Genomic DNA, 20,418 nt, shown 5'->3' with positions numbered 1-20,418 from the left:
GAAAGACCCAGCCGCTACGGTCAGGGCGATCACCTTCCGCTTGTCGGACGGACCTGTGCTGACTGGACTGCGTCTCGAGAACATCGCCCTGATCGAGGGGCTCGAGCTCAGTTTCTCCGCGGGTTTCACGGTGCTCACCGGCGAAACCGGGGCGGGCAAGTCGATCCTGCTCGATGCCCTCGATGCCCTGTTGGGCGGTGCCCAGGGCAGTGCGGGGGCCCGCTTGCTGCGCCAGGGTGCCGAGCGCGGCGTGATTGAGGCCAGCTTCAGCCTCACCCCTCCAGTTCTGAACTGGTTAGGGCAGCAGCAACTGGAGCCGGAAGATGAATTGCTGCTGACGCGGGAGTGGCGGCTCACGGAGGAGCGACTGACCAGCCGCCATCGTCTCAACGGTGTGGCGGTGAGTCGGGCCCAGATTCAGGAGCTGAGGCCCCTGCTGCTGGATCTCACCGTGCAGGGCCAAACCCAGCAACTGGGCCGACCTGGCCAGCAGCGGCGCTGGTTGGACCGTTTCGCTGGGGATCCCGTCCAGGCCCTGTTGGAGCCGGTGGCCACCGCCTGGAGCCAGTGGAAACGGGCAGCGGCGGAACTGGATCAGGCGCGCGCTGACTTTGACCAGATTGAGCAGAAGCGTGCCCTGCAGGAACAGGTACTGGCAGACCTGGAGGCCGCCCAGCTCGAGGATCCCCAGGAGCGCCAGCAGTTGCTGGCGGAGGAAAATCGCCTCGCCCACGGCGTGCGGCTGCAGGAAGGGGTGATGGCCCTGCTGGGTCGCCTGGTGGAGGGGGCGGAGCAGGCGCCCTCCGTGCTCGACCATCTTGCAGTCTGCGAGCAGGAGCTGCTCCTGATGGAGGGGCTCGACGGCGGGGTCGCCCCCTTGCGCAACCTCTGCAGTGATTCCCTTTCAGGCCTCCAGGAGCTGGCTCGCAACCTGGATGGCTATGGCGCTGCCCTCGACAGCGATCCCGAAAGCCTCGGGGCCCTACAGGAGCGGATGGCCCAGCTCAAGGCCCTCGAGCGCCGCCATGGCGAGGGGCTGGAGGCCCTGATCGCCCTGCGGGATCGCCTGCGGGAGCAGCTGGCTCCGGGGGGCGGTGCGGCATCCCTGGCGGCCCTGGAGTTGGCCGAGCATGGGGCCCGCCAGCAAAGGGATCGGGCCAATGCTGAGCTCAGTGCGGCCCGCCTTCAGGCCGCCAGTGAGCTCGAGCGGCAGCTGATGGAGGCCCTGCGGCCGATGGGCTTGGCCAATGTGCGCTTTGCGGTGGCTATCAATCCGGCGCCGGCGGCTGAGGAGGGGGCCGATGGGGTGCAGTTTCAGTTTTCCGCTAACCCGGGAGTGCCCCTGGCTCCCTTGGCAGAGGTGGCTTCTGGCGGCGAGATGTCCCGATTTCTGCTGGCGCTGAAAACCTGTCTGGCCGCAGCTGATCAGCACGTCACCCTGCTGTTTGACGAGATCGATACGGGAGTGAGTGGCAGGGTGAGTGGGGCCATGGCCACTTTGTTGGCCCGTCTGGCCCAGCGTCGCCAGGTGTTCTGCGTCACCCACCAGCCCCTGGTGGCCGCGGCGGCCGACCACCACTTCCGTGTTGCCAAGCAGGTGGAGGCAGGCATCACCCATACCCGGGTGTCCCACCTGCGGGACATCCGAGCCCGCCAGCTGGAACTCGCCGAGCTGGCGGGTGGGGATTCCGGCGAAGCCCGCAGCTATGCCGCCAGCCTGTTGGAGAAGTGTTCGGCATAGCCCCGCTAGGGGGCGCCCCTACAAGCTGGTCGGGGAGCATCCGTAGAGTGGCTAGCTGTCGAGCCGTCTGGATGCCCCGCGCCAAGAGCTCTGCTGCCTCCAGCAGAACCCTCGCCCAGACCGTTCACGAAAAGGCTCTGGATCCGAGCCGGGTGCTCAGCGGCGGGGCCCTGGAGGATGTGATCCGGGTGCGGGGTGCCCGCCAGCACAACCTCAAGAACGTTGATCTGACGATCCCGCGTAACCGGCTGGTGGTGTTCACCGGGGTGAGCGGCAGCGGCAAGAGCTCCCTGGCCTTCGACACGATTTTCGCCGAGGGCCAACGCCGCTACGTCGAGAGTCTCTCGGCCTATGCGCGCCAGTTCCTGGGCCAGGTGGACAAGCCCGATGTGGATGCGATCGAGGGGCTCTCGCCGGCGATTTCGATCGACCAGAAATCCACCAGCCACAACCCCCGCTCCACCGTTGGCACGGTGACGGAGATCCAGGACTACCTGCGCCTGCTGTTCGGCCGGGCCGGCGAACCCCACTGCCCCCAGTGCGATCGCTCGATTAGGCCCCAAACCATCGACGAGATGGTGGACCAGATCCTGGCCCTGCCCGAGGGCACCCGCTACCAGCTGCTCGCTCCGGTGGTGCGGGGCAAGAAGGGCAGCCACGTGAAGCTGCTGGGGGGTCTGGTTGCTGAGGGCTTTGCCCGAGTTCGCATCAACGGCGAGGTGCGCGAGCTCGCCGACAACATCGAGCTCGACAAGAACCACGCCCACAACATCGAGGTGGTGGTGGACCGGCTGGTGGCCAGGGAAGGGGTGCAGGAGCGGCTGACCGATTCCCTGCGCACGGCCCTCAAGCGCGGCGATGGCCTGGCCCTGGTGGAGGTGGTGCCGAAGGCGGGGGAGGAGCTGCCCGAGGGGGTGGAGCAGGAACGGCTCTACTCCGAGAACTTCGCCTGCCCGGTGCACGGCGCCGTGATGGAGGAGCTCTCGCCGCGGCTGTTCTCCTTCAACAGCCCCTACGGCGCCTGCCCCGACTGCCACGGCATCGGCCACCTGCGCAAGTTCACCGCCGAGCGGGTGGTGCCCGATCCCAGCCTGCCGGTTTATGCAGCAATTGCCCCCTGGGCCGACAAGGACAACTCCTACTACTTCTCCCTGCTCTATTCAGTGGGTGAGGCGTTCAAATTTGAGATCAAAACGCCCTGGAACCAGCTCAGCGACGAGCAGCGCGATGTGCTGCTCAATGGCAGCCGGGAGCCAATCCTGATCCAGGCCGATAGCCGCTATCGCAAGAGCGCCGGCTTTGAGCGGCCCTTCGAGGGGATCCTGCCGATCCTGGAGCGCCAGCTGGCCGATGCCAGCGGTGAATCGGTGCGCCAGAAGTTGGAGAAGTTCCTGGAGCTGGTTCCGTGCGCCACCTGTCATGGGTTGCGGCTGCGACCGGAAGCCCTGGCGGTGCGGGTGGGCCCCTACGCCATCCACGAACTCACTTCCGTGAGCGTGGGCGAAACCCTGCGGCGGATTGAATCGTTGATGGGGGTGGGCGAAAGCGAAGGGGCCGAGCCCCTGCTTTCGCCGCGCCAGATCCAGATCGGCGACCTGGTGCTGCGGGAGATCCGGTTGCGGCTCAAATTCCTGCTGGATGTGGGCCTCGACTACCTCAGCCTGGATCGGCCGGCCATGACCCTCAGTGGCGGCGAGGCCCAGCGCATCCGGCTGGCCACCCAGATCGGTGCCGGCCTGACCGGCGTGCTCTACGTGCTGGATGAGCCGAGCATCGGCCTGCACCAGCGCGACAACGACCGCCTGCTCAACACCCTGCTGAAACTGCGGGATCTGGGCAACACCCTGATCGTGGTGGAGCACGACGAAGACACCATTCGCGCCGCCGACCACCTGGTGGACATCGGTCCGGGGGCCGGCGTGCATGGCGGCCATATCGTGGCTGAGGGCAGTTTGGCTAATTTGCTGGCGGCGGAAGATTCCCTCACCGGCGCCTACCTCAGCGGTCGCCGCTCCATTCCCACCCCGGCCGAGCGCCGCACCAGCGGCAGCCGCCGGATCAGCCTGGTGAACTGCGAGCGCAACAACCTCGCTGGCTTCAATGTGGAGATCCCCCTGGGCCGGCTGGTGTGCGTCACCGGCGTGAGCGGTAGCGGCAAGAGCACCCTGGTGAATGAGCTGCTGCATCCTGCGCTGGAGCACCAGCTGGGTATGAAGGTGCCCTTCCCGGCTGGCCTGGGGGAGTTGCGCGGCATTAAGGCAATCGACAAGGTGATCGTGATCGACCAATCGCCGATCGGGCGCACCCCCCGCTCCAATCCCGCCACCTACACCGGAGCCTTTGATCCGATTCGCCAGGTGTTTGCGGCCACGGTGGAGGCCAAGGCCCGGGGCTATCAGGTGGGCCAGTTCAGTTTCAACGTCAAGGGCGGCCGCTGTGAGGCGTGCGGCGGCCAAGGCGTCAATGTGATCGAGATGAACTTTCTGCCGGATGTCTATGTTCAGTGCGATGTCTGTAAGGGGGCCCGCTACAACCGCGAAACCCTCCAGGTGACCTACAGGGGTCACACCATCGCCGATGTGCTGGAGATGACGGTGGAGCAGGCCGCCGATGTGTTCTCAGCCATTCCCCAGGCGGCCGATCGGCTGCGCACCCTGGTGGATGTGGGCCTGGGCTACGTGAAGCTGGGCCAGCCGGCGCCCACCCTCTCCGGCGGTGAGGCCCAGCGGGTGAAGCTGGCCACCGAACTCTCCAAGCGGGCCACCGGCAAGACCCTCTACCTGATCGACGAGCCCACCACCGGCCTGAGCTTTTTTGACGTGCACAAGCTGATGGATGTGATGCAACGGCTGGTGGACAAGGGCAACTCGATCCTGGTGATCGAGCACAACCTCGATGTGATCCGTTGTGCCGACTGGATCGTGGATCTTGGCCCAGAAGGGGGAGACAAGGGAGGAGAGATCGTGGTGACGGGCACTCCTGAGGAGGTTGCCGAGCATCCCACAAGTCACACGGGCAGGTATCTCAAGCAGGTGCTGGAGCAGCATCCTCCTGAGGTTGTGGTGGCGTGATACAAGAGAGGATATAAGGATTTCGTCATCCTGTTACAACAATAACATTTACGATGAAGTCATGATTGCTTTGCCACAGTCGCTACTGTGGGAAGGTTATTATTTCGTTCTCGCTGATGGCTTATATCCTTACCCATTTCTGGCCAGGTGCAACGGAACAGCAGTATCGGGACGAAGTCGCAGCTGTTCATCCAAAGGGTGGCTTGCCAAAGGGGCAGCTCCATCACGCAGCTGGAGCGGTTGATGGTGGTGTGTTGATTGTGGCAATTTGGGACTCCAAGGAGTCATCGGATCGCTTTGTTGCCGATGTGCTGATGGCCCATGTGCCTGAACCTGGTGGTTTCTCCGGCAAGCCGGAAGAGCGGGGCGCTGAATGCTTTAATTTTATTTCTCAATAGGCCGATCTTTGTTCGGGACAATTCTCGTTTTGGGAACATAAATAAGCTCCCTTTTCTTTGAATTGTATTGATATTACCCCAATGTTTCGTTGAACCCAGGGCGGATCAGGGTTCCGGTTCCTGGCTGGCAATACCGGCGTATTCGCTGTTGGCGTCGGGCATCCAGTAGCTCAGATCGTTGTGCCAGAACAGTCGGCCGGGTAACTGGCCGGTGCTGAGCTTGGTGCTGGCCATGGCCGTTACCAGCTGGCCCAGCTCCAGAGGGGAGAGATCGGTCTTGATGTCGTTGCCGGCAACCTTGAGCAGCTCGGGCAGGCGGTTCAGGGTGGCTGGCTGGGCCAGCTTGCGAAACACCTCGGCCAGCACCAGTTTCTGCCGCTCCATCCGGCCCAGGTCACCCAGTTCGTCGTGGCGGAAGCGCAGGAAGCCCTCAAGCTGCTCCCCCCTGAGCACCTGGCGGCCCGGATAGAGGTCGATGTAGAGGTTCTGGGCGTTGTCGACGTAGTACATCCGTTTGGGTACATCCACTTCGACGCCACCGAGGGCTGCCGCCAGGTGCTCCACTGCCCGCAGGTTCACCCGCACATAGCGATCCACCGGCGCATCCAGCAGGTTGGCGATTTCCTGCTTCAGAGCATCCATGCCGCCGAAGGCGTAGAGGGCATTGGCCTTGACGATGCCGAATTCGCTCGACTCCACGAAGGTGTCCCGGGGCACCTGGGTGAGCTGGGTGGTGCCGTCCTTGAGCTGCACCGTGAACATCACATCGGTGTTTTCGGCGACCTTGTCGGTGCCGATCACCAGGATGCGCCGTTTGGCGGAGGCGAAGGGGTTGATCAGCGCGCTGAGCTGCTGGGGCCCATGCAGCAGGGCGGCCATGGCTCCCGTGGCCAGCTGGGGCAGGGGGCCGGCCAGGCCGTAGCCCAGGGCAATCCCAAGGGCAAAGGGCACCAGGGGCGGGCGGCGCCGTTTGGCGGCCACGGTTGGCTTGGCCGGTTGGGGTGATTTGCGGCGGCTGCGCAGGTCGGTCACCCCAGGCGGGCTGCTGCTGTCGCCGTCACTGCGACGCTGGCGGAGTGGGACCTGGCTCATGGTTGCTTTTGCTGAATGCACCATAAGGGCCAAATCCCTTGCCTACCAGGCGCTGGGGGCCGCAACGATGGTTGGCACCCGGCACAATCAGAGTGGTTTACTTCTATCCAGGGACACGCAGATGGGTTGGCCGTTGGGTTTCAGCACAGCCGGCGACGCGGCCAATGGATTGTTGTTCGGCTGGGACATTGTCACGTTGCAGAAATGGGCCCTGATCTACCTGGGTCTTTCCTCCCTGGCCTTTGTGGTGGTGTGGGTGGTGGGTTATCTGCGGCGCAACTGATCCCCAGGTTGGGCGTTGGCAGCTCAGTTCAGCAGGGTGAGCTGGCGCACGGGGGATTCCTCGTTGATGAAGCCGTAGGCCTCAAACACGCTGGGATCCGGGTGGGTGATGTGTTGGCCGTCGCTGTGCCGCTCAAGCTGGAAACCTTCGGCAGCCATGCGGCGCATCAGGGCGGCGGCTTCTTCAAAGCGGGCGGCCATGGCCGGCAGGCTGGCACAGTCTGAGCTGAGGCCGGTTTCCTTCCAGGTGAAGTAGGCCATGGGATCGGGGGAGGGGGCAGGGTTCAGGGCAGCAGCACCAAACCCATTCCCACCAGTAGCAGGCTGGCGATCCAGAAACGGATCACCACGGTTTGCTCGCCCAGCCCCCCCAGCTCGAAGTGGTGGTGCAGCGGGGCCATCTTGAACAGGCGCCGGCCCTGGCCGGTGGCTGGGTCTTTGGTGGCCTTGAACACCCACACCTGCAGGATCACCGAGAGGGATTCGGCCAGGAACACCCCACCCATCAGCAACAGGGGCCAGAGGCTGTTGGCAAGCAGGGCCACGGCACTGAGGGCCGCCCCCATCGCCAGGGAACCGGTGTCGCCCATGAACAGGCGGGCCGGATGGCGGTTGTGGGCCAGAAAGCCAAGCCAGCAGCCGGCCATTGCGGCGCAGAAGCCCGCCAGGGAGGCATCGCCCCCGTGGCCGCGCAGCATCAGTTGCAGCCCCATGCCTGAGAAAACCACGGCGCCACAGCCGGCCGCCAGGCCGTCGAGCCCATCGGTGAGGTTGGTGGCGTTGCTTTCGGCCATGAAGACAAACAGGCCCAGGGGCCAGATCAGCAAGCCGATCGGCAGCACCCAACCCAGGGGCAGGGCGATGTCCCCAGCATCGGCCCCGCCCAGCCACTGGCCCAGGCCAGCCCAGATCAGAAACAGAGTGGCCGCAAGTGCCTGGAGCAGCAGTTTGGCCCGGGCGGTCAGGCCCTTGTTGGTCTGGCGGGTGAGGCTGCGCCAGTCGTCAATGGCGCCGATGGCCATGAAGGCCAGGGTGACGGCCGCCACCGCCACCAGGCGCGGATCGCCTGGCGCGATCAGGCCGCCCACCAGTACGCCCACGGGCACCACCAGCAGGCCCCCCATGGTGGGAGTGCCCGCCTTGCTCCTGTGGCCCTGGGGGCCCTCTTCCCGGATCACCTGGCCGAGTTTGAGTCGCTGCAGCCGCGGCACCCCCCAGGCGGTGACTCCCCCACTGACCAGGGCGGCCAGCAGCAGCGGCGCGGAGAGCTGGAGGGAGCGGCTCTGCCAGTCGCTCAACAGACAGGCCAGAAGCAGGACGCCGCCGAGCAGTAAGGCCATGGGCTGACTGCCGGAACCTGGGGACACCACCAACCTCAGTCTTCCCAGTTTTCCTCCTGTTGTTCGTCGTCCTTGTTGTAGTCCTCTTTCTCACCCATCAATGCCGAGAGTTCCTCCTCTTCCACCGTGCTCACGTCGGTGCTGGCGGTTTCCTCGTCAGCCACCAGGCGACCGCTGCTCTCCAGCCAGCTCAGCAGGTCGGGCTCATCTCGGAGGGGCAGCACCGGAGCCGGTTCGCTGCGGCCGTAGCGCGTCAGCGAAGGGTTGATGCTGTCGAGCCGGCTACTGCCACTGGTTGCCAGGTTGCTCATGAAGGGGCTGCGCTTGACAAGTCCAATCCATCACCATAGCGGTGTAGAGGATGGAAATCATGAAACTGGCTGGAGTGGCACGCCTCTGGAGCCTGGCCCTGGCCCTCAGTGCCCTGCTGGCTGCAGCGGGTCAGCGCTGGCCGGCGCCCTTGCCCTTGCAACCTGCCCTGGTGTGGTTGTTGGTGCTTGTGCCGCCTCTGGCCCTGGGGCTGTGGTTGCTCACTCACTGGTCCTTGCCCGACCCCGACAGGGGAGAATCGAACGTCTGAGCACGGGAGTGGCTGGATGGGTCGGGCTAAGAAGGCGGTGCTGGCCTATTCCGGCGGGGTGGACACCAGCGTCTGCATCCCCTACCTAAAGCAGGAATGGGGCGTGGAGGAGGTGATCACCTTCGCAGCCGACCTGGGCCAGGGGGATGAGCTGGAGCCGATTCGCCGCAAGGCGCTCGAATCCGGCGCCAGCCAGTCGATTGTGACTGACCTGATCGAACCCTTCATCACCGAATTCGCCTTCCCGGCGATCCGGGCCAATGCTCTCTACGAGGGGCGCTATCCCCTCAGCACGGCCCTGGCCAGGCCCCTGATTGCCCGCCGGCTGGTGGAGATCGCCCGCGAGGTGGGGGCCGATGCGGTGGCCCATGGCTGCACCGGTAAGGGCAACGACCAGGTGCGTTTTGATGTGACTATCGGCGCCCTGGCCCCCGATCTCAAGGTGCTCACGCCGGCGCGGGAGTGGGGCATGAGCCGGGAGGAAACAATCGCCTACGGCGAGCGCTGCGGCATCCCCTCGCCGGTGAGCAAGAAGTCGCCCTATTCGATCGACCTCAACCTGTTGGGCCGCTCGATCGAGGCCGGCCCCCTCGAAGACCCCAACGTGGAGCCCCCCGAGGAGATCTATGCCCTCACGGTGAGCGTGGACGCGGCTCCGGATCAGGCCCAGCTGGTGGAGATCGGTTTTGAGCAGGGCAACCCGGTGAGCATCGATGGGGTTCGCCTCGATCCGGTGGACCTGATCCGCCGCGCCAACACCCTGGCCGGCAGCCATGGCTTCGGCCGGCTCGACATGATTGAGAACCGGGTGGTGGGCATCAAGAGCCGGGAGATCTACGAAACCCCTGGGCTGCTGCTGCTGATTAAGGCCCACCAGGAGCTCGAGAGCCTCACCCTGGCGGCCGATGTGCTGCGCAGCAAGCGCCAGCTCGAGCAGCAGTGGGCCGACCTGGTGTACCAGGGCCTCTGGTATGGGCCGCTCAAGGACGCCATCGACGGCTTCATCGACCGGACCCAGAGCGCGGTTAACGGCACCGTGCGGATCAGGCTTCACAAGGGCAACGCCACTGTGGTGGGGCGCAGCAGTAGCGACAGCCTCTACGTTCCCTCCATGGCCACCTACGACGCCGGCGATCAGTTCGACCACCGGGCTGCCGAGGGCTTCATCTATGTGTGGGGCCTGCCCACCCGCCTCTGGGCTGCCCGCCGGCGCTAGGCAGCACTTCTCTGGTCAGGTTGGCTCTGGTCATGTTGGCTGTGGTCAGCCAGTCCAAAGGCGTGGCGCAGGGCCCGGCGCAGCCGGGGCCTTTCCTGTTGCTGCGGCAGCAGCACTGGTTGGGGAGCCGTGCCGACGCCAGGTTGGAGTTGATGCAGGTGTTGGCGCAGCACGGTGTTTTCGCTGAGCAGTCGCTGTTGCTGCTCGAGCAGGGGCTGCAGTCGCTGCCGGAATTTGTTCTCAAAAACGCTGGGGAGGTCCTCGAGCAGGGCCTGCATCGCCTGCAGCTCCTCCCTGGTTCTGGCCAGCTCCCGCTCCAGTTGCTGGGGAGATAGCCCCAGCGTATCCGGTTCGATTTGGCTGGGATCCGGCTCCATGGCCCGAGGTTACGCTTGCGCAGCAAGCATTACAAGTTGGGCCAGATCCTGGACCTAATCGCGTGTCAGGTTGCGGGCCGAATCAAACCGCAGCCGGTTCCATCGGGGCAGCTTCGCTGACTGCCCCTGGCAGGGTGCGGGGAGCGGGCATGGGCCCATCCTGCTTGACGGTGAGATAGCGAATCACATCTTCGGAGAGCCGCATCGCCCGCTCGAGTGGGCCCACCTGTTGGCCGTCGCCGTTGTGGTTGAGCTGGACGTAGATGCCTTCGCGATGTTTGGCGATCGTGTAGGCGAGCCGGCGCTTGCCGCGCATCTGGCAATCCAGCACCTCGCCGCCGGATTCGGTGACCAGATCGCGGTACTTGGTGACATGGCTCTCCACCTCTTCCTCCGGAATGTCCGGGCGAAGGATGTACATGGTCTCGTAATAGGGCTGCGTCATGGTCGCTTGGGGTTGGCGCCTCAGGGTTTGGGGCAGCGGCCAGCGGGCTGGGGCCCACCGGCGACGGATCCAACACCCTACAGCTGCATTCGCACCGCCTCAGACAGGCTGGGAATGTCGGCCTCCTTGCCCCGCAGGTTTTGAACCACCGCGAAGGAAACCAGCACCAGGGCGCCCAGGAAGACCGTGTTGCTGAGGGTCTTGCCGATGAAGTCGAGGGAATGGAGCTGGAACACCTGAAAGGCCAGGCTGATCAGCACTATCACGATGTCCACCAGGATCGCCTGGAGCACGTTGAAGCGGATCAGGTAGGGCACCCGGCTGTTGCGCACCACCGCCAGGAACAGCACCAAGAACAGCACCAGGCCGCCAAAGGGCACCGCCTGCTCCAGCAGGGCGATGGGCAGGATCGGCACCCCCAGCCACTGCAGGGCCGGGAACAGGCCAAACAGGTTGCGGCCGAAGGGGAAGGCGTCGCTCCAGGGCAGCAGGTAGGCCAGGGCTGCCAGCAGCCTTTGCCAGATCGGGGGAGCCTGCATGGCCTCGATTGTGCCGGATCCCCAAAGGCTAAGGGCCGGTGCCTGGCGGGGAGAGTTGGGCCAAGGCCGCAGCCCGCATCGCCGCCACCGGCAAGGCGTCGATACCACTCCACTGGCGCAGGGCGGCGGCCCCCTGTTGCACCAGCATCTCCAGGCCGTCCAGGACTTCGCAGCCCTGGGCGGCGGCCGCCGCGAGCAGGGCCGTGGGTCGGGGGGTGTAGATCAGGTCGTAGACGCAGGTTTGCGGCTGCAGCGCCTCCAGTTCGACGGGGCTGAGTGGGCAGCGGCCTTTGGCCCCTGGGTCGCTGGCGGAGGCCATGCCCACGGGAGTGGTGTTGACCACCAGGCGGGCCTCGGCCAGCGCGCCCTCCAGCCCGGTGCTTTGGCAGGGCTGGGTGCTTTGGGGTTGCCAGGTGAGCGCCTCGAGCTGGGGTGCCCAGCTGCGACAGCTGGCCAGCAGGGCCTCCTGCTTGGCGGCGTTGCGGCCAGCCAGCGCAATGCTGCCGCAACCCAGTTCCACCAGGGCGGCCACCACGGCCCGGGCACTGCCGCCGCAGCCCAGCACCACGGCCTGCTTGCCCTGCCAGTCGCGCCTGCTGGCCCGCAGGGGAGCTAGGAAACCAGCCACATCGGTGTTGTCGCCCCGCCAGCCCCCCAGCGGATGGCGCACCAGGGTGTTCACCGCGCCCAGCCGCTCGGCCAGGGGTGAGAGGGTGCGGCACAGCCCGGCAACGGCTTGCTTGTGGGGCAAGGTGACGTTGAGGCCGCGGCAATCGACGGCCTCCAGCCCCCGCAACACCGCCTCCAGCTGGTCGGCGGCGGCGGGCAGGGCCAGGTACACCCAGTCAAGGCCCAGCTCCGCCAGGGCGGCGTTGTGCATGGCCGGAGAGAGGGAATGGTGCACCGGGTTCCCCAGAACCCCAGCTAGGGCAGTGTGTCCGGAAATCGATGGGGTCATGGCGAAAGGGGCGGTGCTTGGGCCTGTTCGGGAACCACCCCTCGCCTGGAAAGGCCCTGGTTGCTGAAGATGTTTCCAGATCGTTTCATTCACCGCAAGGAGGTGGGAATCCATGGGCAAGGTTGTTGGTATTGACCTCGGCACTACGAATAGCTGTGTCGCCGTGATGGAGGGCGGCAAGCCAACTGTGATAGCCAACGCCGAAGGGTTCCGCACAACCCCTTCCGTGGTGGCCTACACCAAAAACCAAGATCAGTTGGTGGGCCAGATCGCCAAGCGTCAGGCGGTGATGAATCCCGAGAACACTTTTTATTCGGTCAAGCGCTTCATCGGCCGTCGGGTCGACGAGGTCAACGAAGAGTCGAAGGAAGTGAGCTATGGCGTCGAGAAGGCGGGCTCCAACGTCAAGGTGAAGTGCCCGGTGCTGAACAAGCAGTTCGCCCCTGAGGAGGTGAGTGCCCAGGTGCTGCGCAAGCTGGCGGAAGACGCCGGCAAATACCTCGGTGAAACCGTCACCCAGGCGGTGATCACCGTTCCTGCCTATTTCAACGACTCCCAGCGCCAGGCCACCAAGGATGCCGGCAAGATCGCCGGCCTGGAGGTGCTGCGCATCATCAACGAGCCCACGGCGGCGGCCCTGGCCTACGGCCTCGACCGCAAGAGCAATGAGCGCATCCTGGTGTTCGACCTGGGCGGCGGCACCTTCGACGTGTCGGTGCTGGAAGTGGGGGATGGCGTTTTCGAAGTGCTCTCCACCTCCGGTGACACCCACCTGGGCGGCGATGACTTCGACAAGGTGATCGTTGACTATCTGGCTGACAGTTTCAAGGCCAATGAGGGCATTGACCTGCGCCAGGACAAGCAGGCCCTGCAGCGCCTCACCGAGGCTGCCGAGAAGGCCAAAATCGAGCTCTCCAGTGCCACCCAGAGTGAGATCAACCTGCCGTTCATCACGGCCACTCCGGAGGGCCCTAAGCACCTCGACCTCAACCTCACCCGCGCCAAGTTTGAAGAGCTGGCCTCCAAGCTGATTGATCGCTGCAGGGTGCCGGTGGAGCAGGCCCTCAAGGACGCAAAGCTCAAGTCGGCCGAACTCGACGAGATCGTGATGGTGGGCGGTTCCACCCGCATCCCCGCGGTGTTGGAGCTGGTCAAGCGGGTCACCGGCAAGGACCCCAACCAGACTGTCAACCCTGACGAGGTAGTGGCCGTGGGGGCCGCCATCCAGGGTGGCGTGCTGGCCGGTGAGGTGAAGGACATCCTGCTGCTGGATGTCACACCGCTCTCCCTGGGGGTGGAAACCCTCGGTGGGGTGATGACCAAGATGATCACCCGCAATACCACCATTCCCACCAAGAAGTCGGAGACCTACTCCACGGCGGTGGATGGCCAGACCAACGTGGAGATCCACGTGCTCCAGGGAGAGCGCGAGATGGCCAGCGACAACAAGTCGCTCGGCACCTTCCGCCTCGACGGCATCCCGCCTGCTCCCCGGGGTGTGCCCCAGATCGAAGTCACCTTCGATATCGATGCCAACGGCATCCTCAGCGTCACCGCCAAGGACAAGGGCAGCGGCAAGGAGCAGAGCATCTCGATCACCGGCGCTTCCACCCTCAGTGAAAACGAGGTGGAGAAGATGGTGAAGGATGCCGAAACCAACGCCAGCGTCGACAAGGAGAAGCGCGAGCGCATCGACACCAAGAACCAGGCCGAAACCCTCGTTTACCAGGCCGAAAAGCAACTCGGCGAGCTGGGCGACAAGGTGGGTGCCGAGGACAAGGCCAAGGTGGAGGCTTCCTCCACCAAGCTCAAGGAGGCCATTGCCAAGGACGATTTCGACACCATGAAGTCGGAACTCGAAACCCTGCAACAGGCTCTCTATGCCGCCGGTGCTGCCGTCTACCAGCAGGCAGGCGCGGCCGGAGCCACGCCTAGTGGCGACGGCAACGCTGCCGCCAGCGATGGGGCCAGCGGCTCGGCCAGTGACGACGTGATCGATGCGGAGTTCACCGAGAGCAAATAGGGCCCTAGGGCTTGATTAAGAGGGGGGCCTGGTCTCAGGCTCCCACGCCGGCCAGCGCTGCCTTCGCCTTGGTGACCACGCCAGCTGGGAGTGGGATGTAGCCGAGCCCAGGGGCCTGGCGCTGGGCCCCATCGCTGAGGGCGTAATTGATCGTGCGCTGAAGGGCAGCTAGTTTTGCGCCGTTGCCGGTCTTGTAAAGCAGCACCCAGGTGAAGGTGACGATCGGGTAGCCGGCGCTGGGATTCGGATCGCTGCCGGTGAGATCGGCCCCAAGGTCGATTGTGGCCAGGGCCTGGCTGGCAGCGGCAGCATCGGGTAGGGCAAAGCTGCCGCTGCGGTTTGCGATCGCGGCGGCTTGCAGCACGCCCCGCACATAGGCCGCTTCCACGTAGCCGATGCTGCCCTTGGTTTGCAGCATGCTGGCGGCGACTCCCTCGTTGCCCTTGGCCCCCACGCCGGTGGGCCAGTTCACCGATTTGCCGACGCCGGGCCCGTTCTTCCAGCTGGGGCTGAAGGCGGCCAGGGAATTGGTGAAGTTGTAGGTGGTGCCGGAGCCATCGGAGCGCACCACCACCTGGATTGGTTGGTTGGCGCAGCCAAGCTCCTGGAAGTTGGTGATCTTGCCCTCGAAGATCTGTACCAGTTGGGCCTGGCTGAGCTTGAGGCTGCAGCCGGGCAGGTTGTAGGCAACGGCGATGGCGCCGGCGGTGAGGGGAAGTTGAACCACGCCCCGCTGGATCGATGCGGCCTCGCGGGCATCTAGAGGTTTGTCACTGGCGGCAAAATCCACCGTGCCTGCTTCAAACTGACGCACGCCGGCGCCGGAACCCACCGACTGGTAGTTGACCCGGATCCTTTCCCTGGCGGCCAGGTCTGCAAACCAGCGCTGGTAGAGCCCCGCCGGAAAGCTGGCTCCTGCCGCCTGCAGGATTTGGTTGGTGCCCCCGCCGGGGGATACGCCGCAACCGCTGAGGCCAACCAGGCCGAGGGCTGCCCCCACCATTGCGCGTGAACCAAAACGGATGAGTGCCATAGGGGCCAGGTTAGGGCTTGGTTAAGAAGGAGCCTCCAGCTGCTGCGCCACCCATTCCGCCGTCGCTGGCGCCAGCAGCAGGCCGTTGCGGTAGTGGCCGCTGGCCAGCACCAGCCCGGGTTCCAGCTGTTCCAGCAAGGGGGCCGGGCCACCGATCGGGTGGGGCCGGTGGCCCTGCCAGTGCCTGACCAGCTGGGCCTGCCGCAGCCAGGTGGGCGCTGCGCCGCCTAGTTCCCGCAGGGCGGCCAGGGCGTCTGGATCGGCCCGGCAGCCCGGCTCCAGGGTTGCCCCCAGCCACAGCCGCTCGCCCTGGGCTTGGCTGGGGGGGCGTGGCACCAGGTTCATCCCCTCCCACACCACGGCGCCGGGCCAGGCCGGGCTGGGGCCCCAGTGGGTGCCGGGGGGAAGCTCGAGCTCGAGGGCCTGGCCCAGCACCGGCTCCAAGGGCAGGAAGTGATCGAGCGGTTCCAGCAGGCCGGCGCTGGCCACCCCTGCCGAGAGCACCACGGCTTCGGCCTGCAGGGCCTGGCCGGCTTGGGTGTGCACCGTCCACTGGCCGGAGCGGCGCTCCAGCCTTGCGGCGGCCTCCCCGCAGGTTTGGATTCCGAGCCGCCGCCCATCCCCCAGCAGCGCCTGCAGGGCCGGGCCCGGATCCAGTTGGCCATCGGCGGGGGAATAGAGCCCGCCGATGGCCCCGTCTGGTAGGGCTGGGCTCAGGTCGGCGAGCCGCTGACGGCTCCAGATCTCCAGCGGGATGGCCTGGCGCTGGCGCTCGGATTGGAGCCGCTGCTGGCGCTCCAGGTCGATGGGGCTGCTGGCCAGGATCAGCAGCCCCGGCTGCCAGGCCAGCGGCCAGCCCTGCTCCCCCAGCTCCTGGCGCCAGCGGCCCCAGAGGTGCAGGCTGCGCTGGCGCAGCCGCCAGGCCCGGCCACTGCCGCGCTGGAACACGTGGGCCATCACAACTCCCAGGGCGGCCCAGCTGCCTGCGGTTGGATCGGGGGCCCCGTTCAGACAGGGATCGAGCAGTTGCACCTGGTGGCCAAGGCCCTGGAGCAGCCAGGCGCAGGAACGACCCACCAGCCCCGCGCCGATCACAATTACCGAGCGCGGACTGGTGGCCCTGGGGCTTGGCTGGATCAGGCCTGTTTCAGGTCTTGCTGCACCTGGGCAGGCAGCACCTGGGCGTAGAGGCCGAAGCCACTCGCCACCTTGATATAGGCCTTGCGCAGCTTGTCGCCGTCCTGGAGCTTGGCGGCCTCATCGAGTTGGGCAAAGGCTGTTTTCAGGGCTGCGGCGCGCTTCTCGGCCTCGGGGCGGTCAGCGGGCAGCAGCCTTTGGTTTATGTAGCTCATTTCCCGGCCCACTTCCTGCATTGGGCCGTGGATCAAGTTGGCGGTGAAGACCCAGTTGCGGTCATTTACGAGGGCGGCCAACTCGGGTAGGCGGTTGCGGGCTGCCAGGAAGCCCTCCGCCTGCCGCTCGATCAGGGCCATGTCCTCGGGGCTGATGCTCGGGGGCTTCTTGCCCTGGCTGCCGTCACAGGCGGCCAGGCCAAGGCAGAGCGCCAGGGCCAGGCCAAGGGCGGCCAGCCGGCGCAGCTGCTGGGCCAAGGCACGGATTGGAGCTGGTATCACGGCGGGTATCTGTGCAAAAACCATTGCAGTCGCCAAGGCCAGGGGTTCGTGGGCCTGAGTGTATCGGGGTTGGTCGGCCCCCTAGAAGGGTCTGTAGTCGCTTGCAATCTGCATCCTGCCGGTGCCTTGAGTGCTACTTCTGCAGCTGAAGGAGCCAGCACCATGTCTGCCCCCACCGCCATCCTGCAGATGATCTGCCCAGACCAGCCGGGGCTGGTGCGGGAGCTTTCCGGTTGGGTGGCTGCCAATGGCGGCAACATCGTGCACGCCGACCACCACAGCGATCAGGGCGCCGGCCTCTTTTTGAGCCGTATTGAATGGCAGCTGGAGGGTTTTGGGCTGCCGCGGGAGGCGATCTGCCCCACGGCCCGAGCCCTGGCTGAGCGTCTGGACGGCGCCTACAGGGTGAATTTCTCGGATTACCGCCCAGCGGTGGCCATCTTTGTCAGCAAGCAAGACCACGCCCTGCTCGACCTGCTTTGGCGCGTGCGCAGCGGCGAGCTGCCGATGCGGGTGCCGCTGGTGATCGCCAACCATGCCGATCTGGAGCCGATCGCGGCCCAATTCGGGGCACGCTTTGCCTACCTGCCGGTCTCAGCGGCCAACCGAGAGGAAGCGGAGGCCCGCCAGCTCGAGTTGCTGGCGGAGCATCAGATCGAGTTGGTGATCCTGGCCAAGTACATGCAGGTGCTGACGCCCCGTTTTCTGGCGGCGTTCGATTCCCCCGATGCCTTCCACCGGGTGATCAACATCCACCATTCATTCTTGCCGGCATTTCAAGGGGCCCAGCCCTATCACCGGGCCTGGGAGCGGGGCGTGAAGCTGATTGGCGCCACGGCCCACTACGTCAGCGAGGAGCTCGATGGCGGTCCGATCATTGCCCAGTCCACCGTGGCGGTGGGTCACCGTGATGAGGTCGCAGACCTGATTCGGATGGGTCGTGATTGCGAACGGCTCGCCCTGGCCAGGGCTGTGAGGCTGCACCTCAGGCGCCAGGTGATGGTCTATCGGGGGCGCACGGCGGTGTTTGAGTGAGGGCCCCAGCCTGGTGCTGGGCGAGCGTTGCTTTGGGGAGTGGGCCCTCCAGGTGCTCCCAGGGCAGCACGCGCCCCGGGCTCCAGCTGGCATGGATCACCTCCTCCCAGGCGGGCGGGCTTTCGGGGCCGGAGGTTTGCTCCCGCACCCCCCGATAGGCCTGCTTCCAGCCCCCCAGGCTGTCGTGGCGGCCGCGGGCGGCGGCGATCACGGGCGCCAGGCGTCGGTCGCTGCGGGAGAGCAGGGCCTGGATCACGCTCCAGCCATAGCTCTCGGGGCGCAGCTCGATGCCCTTGGGCTTGAGGCGCTTGGCCAGCAGCTTCAGGCGTTTTTCCGCTTCCGGGCGCACCCCCTGCCATTGGAACGGTGTGTGGGCCTTGGGTACAAAGGTGCTCACCCCCAGGCTCAGCCGCAGCCCTGGCGTGGCCTTTTTTAGATCCAGCAGCAGGGCGGCGGTGACCTCCACATCGGCGTCTTCTTCGGTGGGGAGGCCCACCATGCCGTAGAGCTTCAGGCCCGTGAGGCCACCATCTTTGGCATAGCGGGCTGCTGAGTAGATCTCCTCGCTGCTGAGCTTCTTGTTCACCACCTGGCGCATGCGCTCGCTGCCGCTCTCGATGGCGATCGTGAGCGATTTGCTGCCCCGTTTGGCCAGGATCCGGCCCAGCTCGGCGGTCACGGTGGCGGCCCGCACTGAGCTCACGCTCACCCGGGCGCCCTCGAAGCGATCCTGATCGAGCCAGGCCAGCAGGTCGGCGAATTGGGGGTGCTGGGTTACTGAGGCTCCCAGTAATCCCAGCCGTTGGGTGGCGGCCAGGCCCTTTTCCACCGCCGGGATCAGGCCTTCTTCCAGGCTGGGGGTGCGAAAGGGCAGGGTGAGGTAGCTGGCCAGGCAGAAGCGGCACAGCTCTGGACAGCTGCGCACCACCTCCACCATGTGGATCGAGGGCCAGGCCGCCTCCGGGGTGATCACCGCCGAATGGCTCAAGGTGTTGCCGCGCCAGGTTTGTTTTGCCACGGTGGCGGGGACGCCGGCTTGGTTGGGCTCCACTGCCAGCAGCTGGCCATCGCTGGAGTAGCGGGGGGCATAGAGGCTCGGCACATACACCCCCGGCAGCTGGGCCAGCTGGAGTAGTCGCTCGGCCCGCGGGGCGCTGCGGTGCTGCTGCAGGGCATCGATGAAGGCGGGTAGCAGCAGCTCGCCATCGCCCAGCAACACCAAATCAAAAAAGGGGGCCAGGGGCTCGGGGTTGGCCGTGAGCACCGGACCGCCGCCGAACACGATCGGGTCAGCGTCGCCCCGCTCGGCCGCCCAGATCGGGATGCGTTGCTGCTCCAGCAGATCCAGCAGCACCGGCCCATCCAGCTCCCAGCTCAGCGATAGCCCGAAGAGGTCGCAGTGGCGGTGCGGCGGGTCGCCCTGGTCTGTGAATAGGCGGCGTACATCCACATCGGCCCGCTGGGCCAGGCTGGCCCACACCACCTGGTAGCCCAGGCTGGTGATCCCCACGGTGTAGGTGCTGGGGAAGGCCAGCACGGCACGCAACGCTCCCGCTACCGGTTGGGCGGGTTCAAACAGCAGGGTTTCCTGGTTCAGGTGAGACGCCGGATGGTGACCTCCAGCGTCTCACCACACCATCCTGGTCTTATCTGCCGGCGAGGGCAGACAGCGGACCCATCAGGCCACTCATGGCGGCGTTGGGGGTGCCTTTGTGGCTGATGCAGAGACGCAGGCCTCAGCGGGCATCGGTTTCGTCATCAAACTCGTCCAGCCATTGCTGGTGGTCCTGTTGGATGATCAGCTCTAGCTCGTCGTGGTCTGTAAGTTGCCGAAAGGCGTAGATCGTGCGTCCTTGGAACCTTCGCTTGCTGGTGAGATCGAGTAGCCAGGTGGTGCCGTCGTCATCGTATTTGGTGACAATCCAGATCTGGCTGTCTTCCCGTTTGAGCAAGGGAAATAGTGCGTGCTCTCGCAGGGGGTGATGGTGTTGCAATTTGGCCTCCAGATAGGCAAGAGCGTCGTCCACCACATCCAGCGGCACCATCTCCCAAGGCTCCAGGATTTCCAAGGCCGGGGGGTCTTTGAGGGGTGCGGCTGATTGAGCAGCTGCCCGCTGCCAGGGCGGAGCAGTGGCAGGCTTGCGATGTAAGCGTCCGGCGGCCTTGAGGCTGAGGTAGCGCGTATGGAAGCTGCGCCAGATCCCCTGTCCCAGCTGAATTCTTGCGACAAAAATCCCATCACAGAGAATTTTGCCGGCGAAGGGGCAGAGTGCGGTTTCCACAAGAAATCCACGATCTCCGATGATGGCGCTCGGCAGTTGGGTGAGGCCCACTACGCTGTAAGCCTCGGTGCCCTCCTGATTGAGAAAGATGGCACCGCTTTTTAGGTCTTTGAGGTGTACCCATTCCGCCAGCTGCAGCTGGCGTAGTGCCGTGATCACCTCTGGGTCCGCCTCAGTGTCGCGTTGCTCCAGAAACCGAACGGCTTGGTCGAGCAGTGCGGGGGTCTGCTGGAGCCGCTTGCGGGCAGCAGCGAGGCAAGCGGATGGACTCTTCGGTGGTTTCTTGTCGCAGACCGCATGTAGGGCAATGGCCACCCGCTCGTAGGTGGTCATGAAGCGGCGTGCATCCTGTGGAGAAAGCAGCATGGCTGC

General features: G+C 65.5%; 21 protein-coding genes. 8 read left to right on the top strand and 13 right to left on the bottom strand.

Annotated features, from left to right (window positions below; genetic code table 11):
* The first annotated feature begins 55 nt into the window (after positions 1-55).
* The 3 genes from recN to H8F27_RS07190 all read left to right on the top strand — a co-directional run bounded on the left by recN (position 56) and on the right by H8F27_RS07190 (position 5,210).
* Positions 56-1,741 (top strand): DNA repair protein RecN, encoded by a 1,686-nt coding sequence (gene recN / locus H8F27_RS07200; RefSeq protein ID WP_197153421.1) that lies wholly within the window; start codon positions 56-58, stop codon positions 1,739-1,741.
* A 71-nt stretch (positions 1,742-1,812) separates the two neighbouring features.
* Positions 1,813-4,812 (top strand): excinuclease ABC subunit UvrA, encoded by a 3,000-nt coding sequence (uvrA, locus tag H8F27_RS07195; protein WP_197152655.1) that lies wholly within the window; start codon positions 1,813-1,815, stop codon positions 4,810-4,812.
* 116 nt (positions 4,813-4,928) lie between these two features.
* Positions 4,929-5,210 carry a hypothetical protein gene (locus H8F27_RS07190; protein ID WP_197152648.1) on the top strand — a complete coding sequence of 94 codons (282 nt, stop codon included), beginning with the start codon at positions 4,929-4,931 and terminating at the stop codon, positions 5,208-5,210.
* Positions 5,211-5,315: 105 nt separating this feature from the next.
* Here H8F27_RS07190 and H8F27_RS07185 read toward each other — a convergent pair whose 3' ends face one another.
* Entirely contained in the window at positions 5,316-6,302 is a 987-nt protein-coding gene (locus tag H8F27_RS07185; RefSeq protein ID WP_197152647.1) for an LCP family protein, read from the bottom strand.
* Positions 6,303-6,423: 121 nt separating this feature from the next.
* Here H8F27_RS07185 and H8F27_RS07180 point away from each other — a divergent pair, with 121 nt between their 5' ends.
* A complete protein-coding gene (locus H8F27_RS07180) occupies positions 6,424-6,585 on the top strand; it encodes a cytochrome B6 (RefSeq protein ID WP_197152645.1) in 162 nt (53 codons plus the stop codon).
* A 23-nt stretch (positions 6,586-6,608) separates the two neighbouring features.
* Here H8F27_RS07180 and H8F27_RS07175 read toward each other — a convergent pair whose 3' ends face one another.
* The 3 genes from H8F27_RS07175 to H8F27_RS07165 are packed head-to-tail and all read right to left on the bottom strand — an operon-like array spanning position 6,609 to position 8,235.
* Positions 6,609-6,845, bottom strand: coding sequence for a hypothetical protein (locus H8F27_RS07175; protein WP_197152643.1), 237 nt, complete (start codon positions 6,843-6,845; stop codon positions 6,609-6,611).
* A 23-nt stretch (positions 6,846-6,868) separates the two neighbouring features.
* Positions 6,869-7,924 (bottom strand): phospho-N-acetylmuramoyl-pentapeptide-transferase, encoded by a 1,056-nt coding sequence (gene mraY / locus H8F27_RS07170; protein WP_197153420.1) that lies wholly within the window; start codon positions 7,922-7,924, stop codon positions 6,869-6,871.
* A 35-nt stretch (positions 7,925-7,959) separates the two neighbouring features.
* The gene (locus H8F27_RS07165) at positions 7,960-8,235 is read right to left on the bottom strand and encodes a DUF3134 domain-containing protein (protein WP_197152641.1); all 276 of its coding nucleotides are present in this window, start codon (positions 8,233-8,235) and stop codon (positions 7,960-7,962) included.
* Between the two features lie 74 nt (positions 8,236-8,309).
* On the opposite strand from H8F27_RS07165, the gene H8F27_RS07160 reads away from it, so the two are divergent.
* The gene (locus H8F27_RS07160; protein ID WP_231596575.1) at positions 8,310-8,504 is read left to right on the top strand and encodes a hypothetical protein; all 195 of its coding nucleotides are present in this window, start codon (positions 8,310-8,312) and stop codon (positions 8,502-8,504) included.
* 16 nt (positions 8,505-8,520) lie between these two features.
* A complete protein-coding gene (locus tag H8F27_RS07155) occupies positions 8,521-9,720 on the top strand; it encodes an argininosuccinate synthase (protein ID WP_197152637.1) in 1,200 nt (399 codons plus the stop codon).
* Here H8F27_RS07155 and H8F27_RS07150 read toward each other — a convergent pair.
* The 4 genes from H8F27_RS07150 to H8F27_RS07135 all read right to left on the bottom strand — a co-directional run bounded on the left by H8F27_RS07150 (position 9,717) and on the right by H8F27_RS07135 (position 12,039).
* Positions 9,717-10,097 (bottom strand): hypothetical protein, encoded by a 381-nt coding sequence (locus H8F27_RS07150; RefSeq protein ID WP_197152636.1) that lies wholly within the window; start codon positions 10,095-10,097, stop codon positions 9,717-9,719. The genes H8F27_RS07155 and H8F27_RS07150 overlap by 4 nt on opposite strands.
* 82 nt (positions 10,098-10,179) lie before the next feature.
* Positions 10,180-10,542: a 30S ribosomal protein S6 gene (rpsF, locus tag H8F27_RS07145; protein ID WP_197152634.1), complete on the bottom strand. Its 363-nt coding sequence runs from the start codon at positions 10,540-10,542 to the stop codon at positions 10,180-10,182.
* Positions 10,543-10,619: 77 nt separating this feature from the next.
* Positions 10,620-11,081, bottom strand: a complete 462-nt coding sequence (locus tag H8F27_RS07140) for a Tic20 family protein (RefSeq protein ID WP_197152632.1) — start codon at positions 11,079-11,081, stop codon at positions 10,620-10,622.
* 28 nt (positions 11,082-11,109) lie between these two features.
* Positions 11,110-12,039, bottom strand: a complete 930-nt coding sequence (locus H8F27_RS07135; RefSeq protein WP_197152630.1) for a shikimate dehydrogenase — start codon at positions 12,037-12,039, stop codon at positions 11,110-11,112.
* Between the two features lie 112 nt (positions 12,040-12,151).
* Between H8F27_RS07135 and dnaK the strand changes: the two genes are divergently transcribed.
* Positions 12,152-14,062, top strand: coding sequence for a molecular chaperone DnaK (dnaK, locus tag H8F27_RS07130; RefSeq protein ID WP_197152628.1), 1,911 nt, complete (start codon positions 12,152-12,154; stop codon positions 14,060-14,062).
* A gap of 34 nt (positions 14,063-14,096) precedes the next feature.
* Here the strand turns inward: dnaK and pstS are convergent, their stop codons facing one another.
* Genes pstS through psbQ form a run of 3 tightly spaced genes read right to left on the bottom strand, consistent with a single transcriptional unit; the run spans position 14,097 to position 16,705 of the window.
* Complete coding sequence (gene pstS / locus H8F27_RS07125) at positions 14,097-15,095, bottom strand: phosphate ABC transporter substrate-binding protein PstS (protein ID WP_197152621.1); 999 nt, start codon at positions 15,093-15,095, stop codon at positions 14,097-14,099.
* Positions 15,096-15,116: 21 nt separating this feature from the next.
* Complete coding sequence (locus H8F27_RS07120; protein ID WP_255517749.1) at positions 15,117-16,190, bottom strand: FAD-binding oxidoreductase; 1,074 nt, start codon at positions 16,188-16,190, stop codon at positions 15,117-15,119.
* 41 nt (positions 16,191-16,231) lie between these two features.
* Positions 16,232-16,705 carry a photosystem II protein PsbQ gene (psbQ, locus tag H8F27_RS07115; protein ID WP_197152618.1) on the bottom strand — a complete coding sequence of 158 codons (474 nt, stop codon included), beginning with the start codon at positions 16,703-16,705 and terminating at the stop codon, positions 16,232-16,234.
* 186 nt (positions 16,706-16,891) lie between these two features.
* Between psbQ and purU the strand changes: the two genes are divergently transcribed.
* Positions 16,892-17,764, top strand: coding sequence for a formyltetrahydrofolate deformylase (purU, locus tag H8F27_RS07110; RefSeq protein WP_197152611.1), 873 nt, complete (start codon positions 16,892-16,894; stop codon positions 17,762-17,764).
* Here the strand turns inward: purU and H8F27_RS07105 are convergent.
* Positions 17,715-19,301, bottom strand: a complete 1,587-nt coding sequence (locus H8F27_RS07105; protein ID WP_197153419.1) for a radical SAM protein — start codon at positions 19,299-19,301, stop codon at positions 17,715-17,717. The two genes, purU and H8F27_RS07105, sit on opposite strands and share 50 nt — an antisense overlap.
* Positions 19,302-19,500: 199 nt before the next feature.
* Positions 19,501-20,412, bottom strand: a complete 912-nt coding sequence (locus H8F27_RS07100; protein ID WP_197152603.1) for a hypothetical protein — start codon at positions 20,410-20,412, stop codon at positions 19,501-19,503.
* Between the last annotated feature and the right edge of the window lie 6 nt (positions 20,413-20,418).

This window comes from Synechococcus sp. CBW1108 (assembly GCF_015840335.1).
Lineage (GTDB): Bacteria > Cyanobacteriota > Cyanobacteriia > PCC-6307 > Cyanobiaceae > Cyanobium_A.
Note: the sequence above shows the minus strand (reverse complement) of the source record. Positions and strands in the feature narration are given on the sequence as shown.